Source organism: Paenibacillus spongiae, assembly GCF_024734895.1.
Classification (GTDB): Bacteria; Bacillota; Bacilli; order Paenibacillales; family Paenibacillaceae; genus Paenibacillus_Z; species Paenibacillus_Z spongiae.
In genome coordinates this window covers 593780-607066 of the sequence record NZ_CP091430.1, presented here as the reverse complement: position 1 = coordinate 607066, position 13287 = coordinate 593780, and the positions used below count along the sequence as shown (strand labels likewise).

The following is a 13287-nucleotide window of genomic DNA, read 5'->3' as shown; positions in this document are numbered from 1 at the left end:
GGGGTTCTCCTCTCGTTATCTTAGCTGCGCAGACCTTTCCCATCGTTCCATCATCTGCACATACAGCTCCCCAAGCGGCATGGTTACCCCTTGCTGGCTAATATTGACCGGCGCCTTCACCATGCCCCGATTCAGCTTTATCAGTACTTTCTTCAGACCGCTCTGCTGCGTCAAGAACGCCTGCGTATCCACCAGCTTCAGCCCGATGAACCGCTGGCCCATGAAATCGTACAGCATGATCTCTTCGATCTGATCCCACCGCAGCAAGCCTCCGCCGATGTAAGACGAATCGTCCATAATTCCCTGATCATCCAGCACAATAGACGGCTTCTTGTTCAACAAGCGATAGAGCACATAGATAAGACATAGCCCAAAAAAAAGGATGCTTATGAGCCCGATCACCAGGATCGGAACGGACGAATCCTCCTCGCTCAAACTGATGGCAATCATTCCTCCGCCAATAAGGACGAAAATAATCGAAGCTGCGCATAATCCGAGCAGCTTCCGCGGCGACGGATAAACAACCAGCTCTTCATCCCTTGTAACCATCTTCGATTCATCACCCTTTCTTCCCTTTACTCTAAATAGAAATGAGCTTCCCGGCAAGGAGATGCAGCAATTTTACCGAAACACCCGGACGCAATAAAAAAAGCCCATTCCCCATCTATGCCAGGGAACAAGCTCGATGTTCTATTCCGCTTCCGGAAGGCCGCGCTTTGCCGTAAACCAGGCACGCTGCGTTTTTTCCAGCCAGTCCACGGCCATGAGCAGCAGCGTCAGCCCGGCAAGCGATGCGCCGACAAACAGCGGAATATGCCATGCAGCGGCTCCGCCTTCTCCGGCGAAGAACGGGATGAACGAGACGCCGAGCACGGGAGGCGCATTCAGCCGGAATTTCTGAATCAATCGTATATTAACAAGCGTGTTGATGAACAGAGCAAGAATGCCCGGTATGAACGTATAGATGATGGTGCCGATGATCGAGGCGCCGAAGGCACCCAGTGATATTTTCCCGATCCCCTTATAATCCGTGCGCGACATGAATAAGAAGCAGAATGCGCCTAACGTGGGGTAGAAGAGCATCTTCAACGGAGATATGTGAAGAGAAATCCAGTAAACAAAAGCAACATAACAGCAAATAGCCCATAATCGCATGTTCATAGCGGTTCAGCAGCACACTCCATGACCTAGTATATACATGTGAAAAGAAACCTTTGTTCATTCTACTCCCCGCTCGAATTGGCGTCAATTTGTTTTTCGCTATATTCACCTTTAATCTGGTAAACACAAAAAAAGCCAGGGCATTATCCCCGGCTTCTTCATCACCTATTCTCGTCCCAGCACCTGCATTGCCACGGGCGTCAACCGCCGCTTTCACTTCAGATAGCTAGCCTCTGGCAGCCGGAGCCGCCGCGGGAATCCCCTTCTGCTTCTCCAGCGTGATCCATACAAGACCTGCGGCCATGAAGAAGGTACCGAGCAGCTGCCAGCCCGTAATGGACTCATCGAACATCAGGTAACCCGCTGCGACGGCGGCGGCGGGAACGACATAGCGGAAGAAATTCGCGCGAGCGGCCCCGACCTTGAACATCGATGCGTTCCACACGATGAAGGCGAATACGGTGCAGATCAGCACGTTATAGGCGATAGCCATATAACTGCCGGCCGATAACCCGCTCCAGTCCACCTTGCCCCAGGAACCGAGCGTAAGCGGATACATGAATAAACTGCCGAACAAAGCAAGCCACGTGCTGACCCGCAGCGCGGAATAGCGTTTCATCAGCGGCATGCAGGCAACATTGTACAGGGCGCCGACAATACTGATGCCGAAAGCAAGCAGGTTGCCGATCATGTTGTCCGAAGAGAGATTAAGACCCTCCCCGCCACCGAGAATAATGAAGCAGACCCCTACGATAGCGGCCCCGCCGCCGCCGATCAGCCGGGGAGAGATCGGCTCCCGCATGAATAATGGAGCGAATAACGCCGCGAATATCGGCCAAGGCGCCACATTAAGCAGCGAAGCATTCGCTAATGTCGTCATTTTGATGGAATACATGCATGCGATCTCGAGTCCCGTCACGCCGACCAGACCGATGACGGCCAGTTGGAGCGCGGCTTTGAGCGGTATTCCGACGCTTCCCTCCTTCAACTTTAGCAGCAGGAAGAAGAACGGTACAGCCAGGCCGAATCTCAGGAAGGTGAACAAAATCGGGTCGAACGTATCCATGGCGAGACGTGACACGCCGAAATTGGCCCCCCATATGACCGCAACTGCAACGAGGCCTGCGTAATAAATCCACTTTTTGTCCATAGCGACCTATAATCCCCTATCGGATGCATCTTTTTCTATAATCCGGCATCATCATATCATGAAATCGATGCAAGCGGTTAGATGAAAATATTCGCCATTATTTCACCTCGACGAACGCCCCGTCCTTCCAGCTCAGCGCCTTATGAACGTACTTTCCCTCATCCTGCGAATAAAAGGAATAACGGAGCAAGCCGTCTCCGTCCGGTTTCAGCTTAATGGAGTATTTATCTCCTTCCCCGCCGCTAACATAAAGTCCCGAGCCGGGGACGGGAAGCTCTGCAATGCTGAAATTCTGCTGCACGCTGAAGATCCGGTACTCATTCCCGCTGCTGTTCGAATGCTGACCCAGCGTAAAATCGGGCAGGCCATCCCCGTTATAATCGGCCATGGCTAGAGGGAAGAGGCGCGTAAAGGTAAGCGGGCCGTCATAAAATCGGCTTAATTCCGTCGTTTCAATCACATTGCCCACCTCGTCCTGTACCTCAAAGACGAATGCCCCCTCGTATACCGTCCCCCGATAAGCGCCCGGCTGCCAATCCTCATAGTAGCTGCCTTCCACGAGCCGAAGCTTAAGCGTGCTGTTCGAGCCAGGAATCGGCGTATTGGAAACCGTCATCGGCGACTTCACCGACAATAGGCCTGCCGCAGGGGCTAGGCCGGCTTCCGCTTCCGAATCGGTATCTTCCCGTCCGGCCATAGCCTCGCTCGCTGCATCTGGTTGAGCATTCTGCAGCGTGTACGTACGGCCGTACCCTCTCCGGCCATAAGCTGCAAAATATTCGCTTCCCACCTCCAGCAGGCTCCACGCCGCTTTGTCCTCGACCTTGATTCGGAATGCTTGCTCCTTCTTCTGATTATTCGAATCGTACACTTCGATCCAGCGCGCTTTTCCATCCCGGTCCGTACCTTTGTTCACGATATGTATCGTTGATGCCGTTAAGGATTCCGACATGAGCGCGAGGCTGATCACGACCGCAGCCATAATGCCGCACAGGATGAGGGGAATCCCAATTTTTCGGTTTCTCATGGAGGCTCCTTTCGAACGGTCATGGTTCGACCAGAATCAATTATGCCTGCTCCGCTTGTTGCTTACGTACCTTCTTTCATGCCATCCAGCAGTGGAATCAGCTCGCTTAGCTTGTCCACACGCCCGATCGGCCGGACGCCCCGCTCATGCATGATATCCAGCGGCGTCCTGTAGCTGATAAAGGGAATGCCCGCATCGGCTGACGCTTTCCCGTCGATCCACGCGTCTCCCACTGACAGCCATTGATCCGCGCCGATCGTATGCAGCCTCTCTTTCACGACGAGAAAACCAGCCGGCGTCGGCTTCATGGATGTCATCTGCTCCCTGCCGACGATCAGGTCGAAGTAATGGACAATACCCGTGCGTTCCAGCGCGGTACGGGCCGCTGCAATCGAATTGTTCGTTACGACCGCAAGGCAATACCGGCGGTGCAGCGCTGCAAGAAGCTCGCCCGCTCCCGGCTCGAGACCCGCACCCTCCATGCCTCTTACCTCATGCTCCGCGGCGATCTTCATAACCGCTTCGTATAACGAACCGGTTAACTTGCCCGTTTGCCTGATATGCTCGATCAAGGTGGCGGTTGTATGCTCCTCCACCGGAAAGCCTTCTTCCAATACGGCGCTTCGGACCAAATAGCGGTATATGCCTGCTTTCATCATACCGAAGTCGATACGCGATTGGAGCAGCGTATTGTCCATATCAAATATAATCCCTCTAATGCCGCTAACGCGCATGTGCTTCCCTCCCCGTCCCATCCTTCATGCCATAAATCTAACTTATAATGCCAGCGGTTTACAACCTGAAGCGCAAAAAAGCGGCCGGAGCGAATATTCACCCTAGCCGCTTTCTCCGGACATGCCTATTATCCATGCAATGCCCGCTATTCGGATTTGAACTTAAAGCTTCTCGCAATATAAAGAATCGGCGTCGATGCCGCGGTAATAACGAATTTAATGGCATACGTCGTCAGGAAAATTTCAAACCAAACCTGCCACGTATAGCCCGCTCCCCCGAAAGCGATCGTACAGAAGATAAGGGAGTCGACGAGCTGGCTAATCCCTGTGCTGCCGTTATTGCGGATCCATAGCTGGCCTGGTTCGGGAAACACTTTCTTGAGGAAGGTGTAGATCTTCACATCGAGGAACTGGCTGACAAAGTAGGCCGTCAGGCTGCCGAGCGCGATCCACGGCATCAGACCGAAAATAACCTCCATCGGCTGCTGGCCGATGTCCGACGACTGCGGCTGAAACTTCAAAGCCATCTGCATGATGATGATCGTCATGAGGAGCGTGAAGAAGCCGAACCACACCGCCTTCTTGGCATCCTTCTCGCCGTACTTCTCGTTCAGCAGGTCGGTGGTCAAATAAATCGTACCGTACATCGTATTGCCGAGGGTCATGACGAAGCCGAACATCTCGATCGTCTTCACCACTTGAATATTGGCCAGCACGGTGGCGATCCCTACCCACGCGTACAGCCCTTGCTTCCCGAATGCGCGATAGCACACGAGAAATAGCGCAAAGTTCACCATAACGAACAATACGCCCCATACAAAATTAGACATATTAAATAAGCCTCCTAGTTTTGATAACGCGGGAGTTTTCGAACCGCGGCCCCTTTGCGGAGCTCGTTGCATTATAGCATAGACAACCTGGCATGTTAACCGCCTTATTCTTCCGCCGGGCCGGCACCGCTTAGGCGCCGGCCCTATTCAATGCGGCGGCCTTATGGCTGCCGGATTAATTAGCGCGTTCCGAGCAGCTTTACAATCCGATCCTCGAATTTCATCGGCCGGGTTGTCGGCGAGAACCGTTTCACGACATTCCCGCTGCGGTCGATGAGAAATTTCGTGAAATTCCACTTGATCTTCGAGCCGAGCAATCCGGATGCTTCATTCTTGAGATAGACATACAAGGGATCGGCATCCTTCCCGTTCACGTCGATCTTCGCAAACAGCGGGAAGCCGACGCCGAAGTTCAGCTGGCAGGACTGCTCGACCTGACTGTTCGTTCCGGGCTCCTGCTCGCGGAATTGGTTGCAAGGAAAGCCCAGTACGGTGAACCCCTGCTCCTTGTATTTCTCATAAAGCTGCTGCAGCTCTTTGAATTGCGGAGCAAAGCCGCATTTGGTCGCCGTATTCACAATCAGGAGCACCTGGCCGCGGTAATCGGATAAGGATAATTCATCGCCCCGTATCGTTCGGACACTAAAATCGTGCACGTTCATCTGGATTCACCTCTCTATTGTTCTACATCATTCCTATTTCTATTGTAAACAAGTCCTTCCTATTTGAACATTCATCCCATGAAACTCGCCTTGCCATGAATTCGCTTTCTTGTTAAGATGAACACAATACAAGGTTCCCGCCGTATGACACGGGACAGTGCTCCTGTCACCGGTTATGCGGATAATGAGGTCATGCAATGATGAACAAGCTTGAAGCCGAATTTTGCAACCTGGTCAAGGCGTACCGTAAGCGCCATATGGGCAAAGGCCCTGCACGGATTACAGCCACCTTCTGCAAGAACTGGGCCATCTGCGAGATGGAAGGCAACCTCTCTCCCGTAGAGAAGTTCATTGCCTCCGCGAATGAAGGCAAGCAGATGCTTCGCGAAGCGCGAACGCAGATGGTGAAAGACATGTACCGCACCCACCCGCCGGTCGAGCTGGAGGAATTGCTCGGAGCGAAGTTTGTCGATCTGTTCGTCGATATCGATATCGACAAGGATCTCGGCATGTCCATCTTCGTATTCGACCGGATTATTCAGACGCCTTCACTTACCGAAGAATCATGAGCGTTTGCAATCATACCTGTTGGAACTTGGCAGCGTACCTGCGAGAGACTAACCGTTTGGAGACGATAATTTTTCCTTGATGAGAAATTATTGCTGCCGGACGGTTTTTTTATTTGGAATAGAGGAGGCTCTTACCATGGGCACAACCAAGCATTCCGGGCGCATTAAGCTGCCCGGCAAGCCTGATCCGAAGCTGTGGGTCAGCAAAGTACCGTTCGGCCTGGGACGCATTAAACCGCATCATATCCGCGATACGCTGAAGGTGGTGGCTGAGAATCGCGATAATCTGCCCTACGCCTACCGCATCCTGACCCAAGGCGTCTGCGACGGCTGCGCGCTTGGCGTATCCGGGCTCTACGACCAGACGCTGGAAGGTCCGCATCTGTGCACCACCCGCCTGAACCTGCTGCGGCTGAATACGATGCCTGCGATCAAGCCGGAGGTCCTCCATGCCGATATCGATGAGCTGCAGAAGATGAACAGCTCTCAGCTGCGACAGCTTGGCCGCCTTCCTTATCCGCTTCTCCGCCGCAAGGGGGAACGCCGGTTTAGCCGCGTATCCTGGGATGAGGCCTTGAATCTGGTCGCATCGAAGATCCGCGGCATCGCCCCCAAGCAGCTTGCGTTCTATTTGACGGCGCGCGGGATTACGAATGAATCGTATTACGTGGCAGCCAAGACCGCCCGTTTTCTCGGCACGAACAACATCGACAACGCTTCGCGCATTTGCCACTCGCCCTCCAAGACCGGGCTGAAGCGTTCGGTCGGCATCGGCGCCTCCAGCTGCAGCTACAAGGATTGGATCGGCACCGACGTCCTCGTCTTCTGGGGCAGCGTGGCCGCCAACAATCAGCCGGTATCCACCAAATATATGTACGCGGCCAAACGCAAAGGAACCCGCATCCTTGTTATTAATCCGTACCGCGAGCCGGCGATGGACGGGTACTGGGTTCCGTCCATTCCGGAATCGGCCCTATTCGGAACGCGCATCGCCGATGACTTCTATCAAGTGAACATAGGCGGCGATATCGCGTTCATGCATGGCGTCATGAAGCACTGGTTCGCAATGGAAGCCGAGCGGCCCGGCTCAGCCGTGGATCATGCGTTCGTCGAGGCGCACGTGAACGGCTACGAGGCGCTTAAAGCGCATGTGGAGCGGCAGGAATGGGAGCAGCTGGAGATGTCCTCCGGCCTGTCCAGAGCGCGGATCGCCGAATTCGCCGAGATACTTGCCCATGCAAAGTCGGCGGTATTCGTCTGGAGCATGGGGCTGACGCAGCATCGTTTCGGGACGGACAATATTTCGCAGGTCGCGAACTTGGCACTGCTGCGGGGTTTTCTCGGCCGCGAATATTGCGGGCTCATGCCCATCCGCGGGCACAGCGGCGTACAGGGCTCAGGCGAGATGGGCGCCGATCCGTTCAGCTTGCCCGGCGGCGAATTCAAGGGAGACGACATCCCCCGCATCGAGAAGGAATGGGGCTTCGAGCTGCCGCGGTGGCAGGGCGACATTATCGGGGTATCGCTGGAGAATGCGCTCCTTCCGGACGATCATGAACGGAAGCTGAAGCTCTTCTATACGTCCGGCGGCAACTTTCTTGAGACGATGCCGGAGCCTGATTTCGTCCGCAGCTGTCTGGAATCCGTCGATATTCGGGTGCACCAGGATATCGTCCTCAATACATCTACGCTCGCCGATGCCCGCGAAGCCGTCCTTGTCCTGCCGGCCATGACGCGCTACGAGCAGCCGGGCGGCGGCACGTCCACCTCGACGGAGCGGATGGTCTATTTCTCTCCGGAGATCGACGGTCCGCGCATGCCCGAAGCGCGGGCAGAATGGGAGATCTACATCGATCTGGCCGCCCGCGTCTTTCCGGAGCGCAGCGAGCTGGTCGCCTTTCCGGATGCGCAGGCGATCCGGGACGAAATCGCCCGGGCGGCGCCGAATTACGACGGCATCCAGCAGCTGCGCGGCAAGGGTGACGTGTTCCAGTGGGGCGGGGCTTGGCTGTGCGAGGATGGCCAGTGCCCGACACCGGATGGGCGCGGTACGCTAATCCCCGTCGAGGTGCCCGATCTGCGCAAGCCGGAGGGCCACTTCTATGCCACGACGCGCAGGGGCAAGCAGTTCAACTCCATGATCTACAGCGATACCGATCCCTTCACGGACGCGGACCGCTACGATGTGATCGTCAGCGAAGCGGATACCCGGGCGCTCGGAATCGCCGATGGCGATGCCATTGTCGTCTATAACCGCAACGGCGTGTTCCACGGCAGAGCGAGGACCGGCGAAGTTGCGCCGGGCAACCTGGAATTGTTCTGGCCGGAGGGCAACGTCCTCTTCAAGAAGGGGGTCTACGAGCCGATGGCCGGCATACCGGAATATAACTCTGCCGTCGTCCTCGAGAAAGCCGAAGCGTTCCATGCGCTGAAGGACAAACGATACGTAGAGAAAAGGATCGATGAACTCGAGACGGATTTGATCGGAGGGTAACCGATGAGCTTAGAATCGACGACCAACTGGCGCACATGGAAAATAGACGGCGATGCCGCGGCAGAGACCGATGACGATATTGCGGCCGAATATCCGCTGACCTTCCAGCTGGACGGCGAAGAATTCGCCACGATCGTATGCTCGCCATCCGCACTGGAAGAGATGGCGGTCGGCTTTCTCGCTTCGGAGGGCGTCATCCGTACGATCGACGACATCGCATCGCTGCGGATCGATGAGGATCGCGGCTACATCTATGCGGAGCTGCGGCATAAGCAGTCGACGGCGAAGACGAATGTATCCAAACGCTTCATCGGCTCCTGCTGCGGGAAGAGCCGCCAATTCTACTTCATGAACGATGTCCAAACCGCCCGTACCTCCACATCCCGGATACAGGTAACCGCGGGCGAAGCCATTCGATTAATGCGGATGCTGCAGCAGAGCTCAGCGGAATTCCAAGCTACCGGCGGCCTGCATAACGCAGCGATCTGCACGGCGGATTCCCTGCTGGCCGTTCGCGCCGATATTGGGCGGCACAACGCGCTCGACAAGCTGCTCGGTTATTGCCTGCATAACCGGGTTCGCACAGCCGATCTTATCATCGCCTTCAGCGGCCGCCTCTCCTCCGAGGTTATCCTGAAAGCGGCCAAGATCGGCGTCGGCATGATTCTCTCGAAATCGGCGCCGACCGATCTTGCCCTCCAGCTTGCGCATGATCTGGGCATTACCAGCGCCGGCTTCATTCGGGGAGAGAAAATGAATGTGTATACCCATCCGCAGCGGATTATGGGTTCATCAGCAAGCTCATCTTAGAGATCCGCAAGCAAGTTAAGCGGCGCCGTTCAATCGCGAAAGCCCGCTCCTCGATCCGAGGGCGGGCTTTCACACCATATGCGTCCGTATCATGTTCAGTCTCTCTCCACCAGATCCCGTTGCAGGTAATGCTCCAATGTGTTCGTAATATCGAATACCGTGTGCGCCAGATCATAATTCTCAAACGCATGCTCGCATGACGATTGATACGCCATTGCCATCTCGTAATACTCCAGATGATCGGCAATGACCGCTTCTTCGATTCCCTGCTTCCGTTCACGGCTCTCAACGGTTGCGCGGTCGGCATAGATAAAGATCCGGATGACATGATCACCGTACATCTGTTTCAAGATCTCTGCGCCCTCGGGATTCACGACCAGGTAGATGCACCCTTCCTTCTGGAAGCTCTGCTCGATGTCGCTCCCCTTCAGCCCGTACCGGTTGTTCTGAAGCGCAACGCTCTCAATAAACTCGCCGCCGTTATCCATAAGTTCGTACAATTCCGGAGTGATGAAGTGATAATCCTGCCCATTCACTTCCCCGGGTCTTGGCATCCTCGTCGCATAAGAAAGCACCTTCGGCATTCCGAAGGTCGTGCCGACGCTGTCCGCTACCGTCTTGCGGCCGGAGCCGTCCGGTCCGGTAAACACGAAGATCAGTTCTCGATCGTTAAGCTCAACCATTCTCACAACCTCCTAGAGCGTTCCGCTAAGCTAGAGGAAAGGTATAGATGGGAACACGAGTATGCAATTATTATACTTAAAAAATAGCAAAATCGTCAATATTCGTTCATATTTATGAGTAAAAATAAATAAATCCATCACTACCGCCTATTTTCGTCAATTATCGCCCAATACCGATCAATTTCATAGTTTAAAAGCGTCTTCTTGATGGATTGAGGCAGCAGTAATCATTTCAATTTTAGCCCGGTCGGCTCCTTTCGAACTCCGCTTTGATCGGATTGCGATTTCGATATCCTCTCAGTAGTTTAGGTTCAAGTCATCCGCTCATTGACATCTTATTCAAGCATCACTTATGATGTTTATACGATTATGATAATCATTCTCAATTTGTAGCGGGGCTGCTCTTCAGCCTACTGATAAGGAGGCTTACCTCTTTTGGATCACTCCATGGACTTATCGCTTTTGGAATCCTTCTGCAGCATGTCTGCCAGCGGCGCGGCTAATCCGGCCTATTCCATACCGGCTGCAGACCTGCTCTTGCCCGAGCGTATGGAACAGACCCTTATACGGAGCAACGAGCTGCTGAAGGCCACCTCCCCCGAGCTTCCGGCCTCCTTCATGGGCTTGTCGATCTATAATCTAGGTGCGGCGGTACAATTGGTTCTTGCCCAGCATAACCGGCTGCTCGATCTGTCCCTCTCCAACCTGACGTTCCAGATCGTGCCTTACGGCAATTACGCGCTGGCCCATTCTCACATTCATGAAATACGGTGGACCGATGTGCCGGACCTGAATGAGCAGCGGGAGGCATTTTTAAAGCGTGAGCTGACCGCTCTCTATAAGACGGTTATCGGCCCCCTGATCCGCACCGCCGCCCAATGCGCCGGGGTCATGCCAAGCTTGATGTGGAACCAGTTTGGATCCCGAACGCTATCCATGCGGGAATATCTGCTGCAGCGCGATACCCGGCCGATCGTCAGGGAGCGATTCGACCATGATTACAAGGTGCTGACCGAGCTCGACGGTCCGGACGTATTCGAGCGCCGAAGAAATCCGTACGTTCATCGCCCCCGCTATGCCGCAAGTCCTTACGAACCGGGGAAAGAGGTCCTTATCCGATCCTCCTGCTGCATGTATTACTGCCGGGTCGACGGCGAATACTGCTACACCTGCCCGAAGCTGACCGCAGAACAGCGGAACGCGAAATTCGACGAGCTGCAGAAGAAAGCCACCTAAATCATCAGGGAAGGCGCATCGCTATCGTCGTGCAATCGAGAAAGGCTGCATCCCGGCGGTCCATCGCGGACTGCTGCTGCAGCCTTTTTCTGTCGCCAACACCCCCTTAGGCATGACCGGCGCGCTATGCCCATCTGTCCAAAGTCCCGAGTTTCTAATCCCTTCCATAATAAACCAGTTCGCTCTTCCCCTTCACACGGGGCCACCCCCCGGTTCATTCGTCATGGCAGCGGCGCTATAATGGCCTGCATATTCGGGTCTTCCTTGGTTTGCGCGTGCTTTTGGACCTAAATGATCATGACTGACTTCCCCATTTTACAATAGTCATCAGGACCGTTCTCAATGGGCAGGAATTGTGGTTATCTAGACAATGTCGTACTTATATCGCCATGACTAACAGGGGGAAACATATGAAGCGATTGGTTAGTTTTGCAACTATTGTCATGCTGCTCTGTACCGGGTCCGGGATTGCATCCGCATCCGCATCCGCTTCAACAGCAGCATCATCAGCAACAGCATCCGCGGAGCGCGCGCAAGTCCGAACCTTTAAAGACATTAACGGCCATTGGGCGGAGAAAACGATCGTCCGTATGGTCGAGCGGGGAATTTTGGACGGCTATCCGGATGGCAGCTTCCGCCCGGAAGCGCCGGTGAAGGTCGATGAATTTATCAAAATGCTCATTCTGTCCTACACCGACCTTCATCAGAACGGGGAGCGCAGCTGGAACGCACCTTTCCTGGCATCGCTCAGCAGCGAGAATCAAACGATTCTGAAGCAGGATTACCGCTATTTCACGTTCAAGCCGAGCACCACGGGATACTGGGCCAAGCCTTATATCGACGTGTCCAGCGATCTTCATTTTCTGAATAAAAGCCGGTTTACCGATTATCAGGCCGACATGACGCGCGAGAACGTCGCGGAGGTCCTCTACTATACGCTGCAGGAGACCGAGTTTCTGGAAGACGCCCCGTTCAGCCTTAGCGTGGCCGGAGCTTACGGCGATCTGATGAGCGCTACGGAGCGGGAGCAGCGGTTTATTGCGGAAGTGCTTGTGAAGGGAATCATGCAGGGCTATCCGAACGGCTATTTCGGCGTCGGCGATCCTGTCACCCGCTCGGAGGCGCTCGTAATTCTGAACCGGTTGACGGATAAACTGCAGCGGATTCCCGTGAAAGCCTCGCCGGATAAGCTCCAGCGAACCGTCCAGGCGGGAACCCCGGTCAGCAACAAGCAAGCGACCGTCGGCAGCGACAAGATTACGATTATGATCGATTCGGCAAACAAAACCGTCATGTTCTCCATCGCCAAAAAAATATAATCCCCGTGTCGCGCACCGTCCGCGTACAGGGAAACAAGCATAGAACCGTCAAGGCAGTTTCAATGAGCCTGGACGGTTTTTTCATGGCTTCATGCCGGCCATCCTTCCCCTCACATCCGCAGGGATGATGTGGCAGTTTCTGCTGAAGGGCGATGGCGGCTTCGTCAATAAGATTCTGGAGCTGATGGGACGGGCTGCAAATCGCCAAATCTACGCCCGTGGTCTGAGGTCGTACCCATTCCCCGCCTTAAGCCTAGCGTCAAGAACAGTCGCGGGACCGTTTCGACAACGATCGTGCCCCTGTACAATAAAGTCATAAGCAAGGGCGAGAACGCACCCGAGAAAATTCAAATCAAACATCTGCATATAAAGGAGAGAGTGGTTATGAATAAATTATATCGCTCAAGAACGGATAGCAAACTGACTGGTTTGTGCGGAGGATTGGCCGCTTACTTCGGTATCGATGCGACGATCATCCGATTGGCAATGGTCCTTGGCGGATTCTTCAGCCTTGGCACGGTATTGTTGATCTACATCATTGCCGCGGTCGTTGTTCCGAAGGAGCCTGGAATAGAAGAGTATTACTCCGACAATCCTTATCGCTATTAACCT

14 protein-coding genes are annotated in these 13287 nt (G+C 54.4%); 6 read left to right on the top strand and 8 right to left on the bottom strand.

Annotation, left to right across the window (positions count from 1 at the left end):
• Nucleotides 1-15: 15 nt before the first annotated feature.
• The 7 genes from L1F29_RS02705 to L1F29_RS02675 form a co-directional block, all read right to left on the bottom strand.
• Complete coding sequence (locus L1F29_RS02705; RefSeq protein ID WP_258386867.1) at nucleotides 16-549, bottom strand: STM3941 family protein; 534 nt, start codon at nucleotides 547-549, stop codon at nucleotides 16-18.
• A gap of 141 nt (nucleotides 550-690) precedes the next feature.
• Nucleotides 691-1161 carry a hypothetical protein gene (locus L1F29_RS02700; RefSeq protein ID WP_258386866.1) on the bottom strand — a complete coding sequence of 157 codons (471 nt, stop codon included), beginning with the start codon at nucleotides 1159-1161 and terminating at the stop codon, nucleotides 691-693.
• Nucleotides 1162-1387: 226 nt separating this feature from the next.
• Nucleotides 1388-2311, bottom strand: coding sequence for a DMT family transporter (locus L1F29_RS02695; protein WP_258386865.1), 924 nt, complete (start codon nucleotides 2309-2311; stop codon nucleotides 1388-1390).
• Nucleotides 2312-2408: 97 nt separating this feature from the next.
• Nucleotides 2409-3338 carry a hypothetical protein gene (locus L1F29_RS02690; RefSeq protein ID WP_258386864.1) on the bottom strand — a complete coding sequence of 310 codons (930 nt, stop codon included), beginning with the start codon at nucleotides 3336-3338 and terminating at the stop codon, nucleotides 2409-2411.
• Nucleotides 3339-3400: 62 nt separating this feature from the next.
• Nucleotides 3401-4072 (bottom strand): HAD family hydrolase, encoded by a 672-nt coding sequence (locus L1F29_RS02685; protein ID WP_258386863.1) that lies wholly within the window; start codon nucleotides 4070-4072, stop codon nucleotides 3401-3403.
• A 146-nt stretch (nucleotides 4073-4218) separates the two neighbouring features.
• Nucleotides 4219-4902, bottom strand: a complete 684-nt coding sequence (locus L1F29_RS02680; RefSeq protein WP_258386862.1) for a queuosine precursor transporter — start codon at nucleotides 4900-4902, stop codon at nucleotides 4219-4221.
• Nucleotides 4903-5081: 179 nt separating this feature from the next.
• Complete coding sequence (locus tag L1F29_RS02675; RefSeq protein ID WP_258386861.1) at nucleotides 5082-5564, bottom strand: glutathione peroxidase; 483 nt, start codon at nucleotides 5562-5564, stop codon at nucleotides 5082-5084.
• Nucleotides 5565-5764: 200 nt separating this feature from the next.
• Between L1F29_RS02675 and L1F29_RS02670 the strand changes: the two genes are divergently transcribed.
• From L1F29_RS02670 to fdhD, 3 genes are all read left to right on the top strand, one after another.
• Nucleotides 5765-6133 carry a Na-translocating system protein MpsC family protein gene (locus L1F29_RS02670; RefSeq protein WP_258389582.1) on the top strand — a complete coding sequence of 123 codons (369 nt, stop codon included), beginning with the start codon at nucleotides 5765-5767 and terminating at the stop codon, nucleotides 6131-6133.
• A 136-nt stretch (nucleotides 6134-6269) separates the two neighbouring features.
• Nucleotides 6270-8627: an FdhF/YdeP family oxidoreductase gene (locus L1F29_RS02665; RefSeq protein WP_258386860.1), complete on the top strand. Its 2358-nt coding sequence runs from the start codon at nucleotides 6270-6272 to the stop codon at nucleotides 8625-8627.
• A gap of 3 nt (nucleotides 8628-8630) precedes the next feature.
• Nucleotides 8631-9437 carry a formate dehydrogenase accessory sulfurtransferase FdhD gene (fdhD, locus tag L1F29_RS02660; protein WP_258386859.1) on the top strand — a complete coding sequence of 269 codons (807 nt, stop codon included), beginning with the start codon at nucleotides 8631-8633 and terminating at the stop codon, nucleotides 9435-9437.
• Between the two features lie 95 nt (nucleotides 9438-9532).
• On the opposite strand, the gene L1F29_RS02655 is transcribed toward fdhD, so the two are convergent.
• The gene (locus L1F29_RS02655; RefSeq protein ID WP_258386858.1) at nucleotides 9533-10120 is read right to left on the bottom strand and encodes a guanylate kinase; all 588 of its coding nucleotides are present in this window, start codon (nucleotides 10118-10120) and stop codon (nucleotides 9533-9535) included.
• A gap of 435 nt (nucleotides 10121-10555) precedes the next feature.
• Between L1F29_RS02655 and L1F29_RS02650 the strand changes: the two genes are divergently transcribed.
• The 3 genes from L1F29_RS02650 (at nucleotide 10556) to L1F29_RS02640 (ending at nucleotide 13284) form a co-directional block, all read left to right on the top strand.
• On the top strand, nucleotides 10556-11356 hold the full coding sequence (locus L1F29_RS02650) for a hypothetical protein (protein ID WP_258386857.1): 801 nt from the start codon (nucleotides 10556-10558) through the stop codon (nucleotides 11354-11356).
• Nucleotides 11357-11766: 410 nt separating this feature from the next.
• Nucleotides 11767-12675 carry an S-layer homology domain-containing protein gene (locus L1F29_RS02645; protein WP_258386856.1) on the top strand — a complete coding sequence of 303 codons (909 nt, stop codon included), beginning with the start codon at nucleotides 11767-11769 and terminating at the stop codon, nucleotides 12673-12675.
• Between the two features lie 384 nt (nucleotides 12676-13059).
• A complete protein-coding gene (locus L1F29_RS02640) occupies nucleotides 13060-13284 on the top strand; it encodes a PspC domain-containing protein (RefSeq protein WP_258386855.1) in 225 nt (74 codons plus the stop codon).
• Nucleotides 13285-13287: the final 3 nt, after the last annotated feature.

What these genes read in the sequence shown, in the direction of transcription:
- L1F29_RS02705 (WP_258386867.1), bottom strand. Translation starts at nt 549, where the DNA reads ATGGTTACAAGGGATGAAGAGCTGGTTGTTTATCCGTCGCCGCGGAAG.
- L1F29_RS02700 (WP_258386866.1), bottom strand. Translation starts at nt 1,161, where the DNA reads ATGAACATGCGATTATGGGCTATTTGCTGTTATGTTGCTTTTGTTTAC.
- L1F29_RS02695 (WP_258386865.1), bottom strand. Translation starts at nt 2,311, where the DNA reads ATGGACAAAAAGTGGATTTATTACGCAGGCCTCGTTGCAGTTGCGGTC.
- L1F29_RS02690 (WP_258386864.1), bottom strand. Translation starts at nt 3,338, where the DNA reads ATGAGAAACCGAAAAATTGGGATTCCCCTCATCCTGTGCGGCATTATG.
- L1F29_RS02685 (WP_258386863.1), bottom strand. Translation starts at nt 4,072, where the DNA reads ATGCGCGTTAGCGGCATTAGAGGGATTATATTTGATATGGACAATACG.
- L1F29_RS02680 (WP_258386862.1), bottom strand. Translation starts at nt 4,902, where the DNA reads ATGTCTAATTTTGTATGGGGCGTATTGTTCGTTATGGTGAACTTTGCG.
- L1F29_RS02675 (WP_258386861.1), bottom strand. Translation starts at nt 5,564, where the DNA reads ATGAACGTGCACGATTTTAGTGTCCGAACGATACGGGGCGATGAATTA.
- L1F29_RS02670 (WP_258389582.1), top strand. Translation starts at nt 5,765, where the DNA reads ATGAACAAGCTTGAAGCCGAATTTTGCAACCTGGTCAAGGCGTACCGT.
- L1F29_RS02665 (WP_258386860.1), top strand. Translation starts at nt 6,270, where the DNA reads ATGGGCACAACCAAGCATTCCGGGCGCATTAAGCTGCCCGGCAAGCCT.
- fdhD (WP_258386859.1), top strand. Translation starts at nt 8,631, where the DNA reads ATGAGCTTAGAATCGACGACCAACTGGCGCACATGGAAAATAGACGGC.
- L1F29_RS02655 (WP_258386858.1), bottom strand. Translation starts at nt 10,120, where the DNA reads ATGGTTGAGCTTAACGATCGAGAACTGATCTTCGTGTTTACCGGACCG.
- L1F29_RS02645 (WP_258386856.1), top strand. Translation starts at nt 11,767, where the DNA reads ATGAAGCGATTGGTTAGTTTTGCAACTATTGTCATGCTGCTCTGTACC.
- L1F29_RS02640 (WP_258386855.1), top strand. Translation starts at nt 13,060, where the DNA reads ATGAATAAATTATATCGCTCAAGAACGGATAGCAAACTGACTGGTTTG.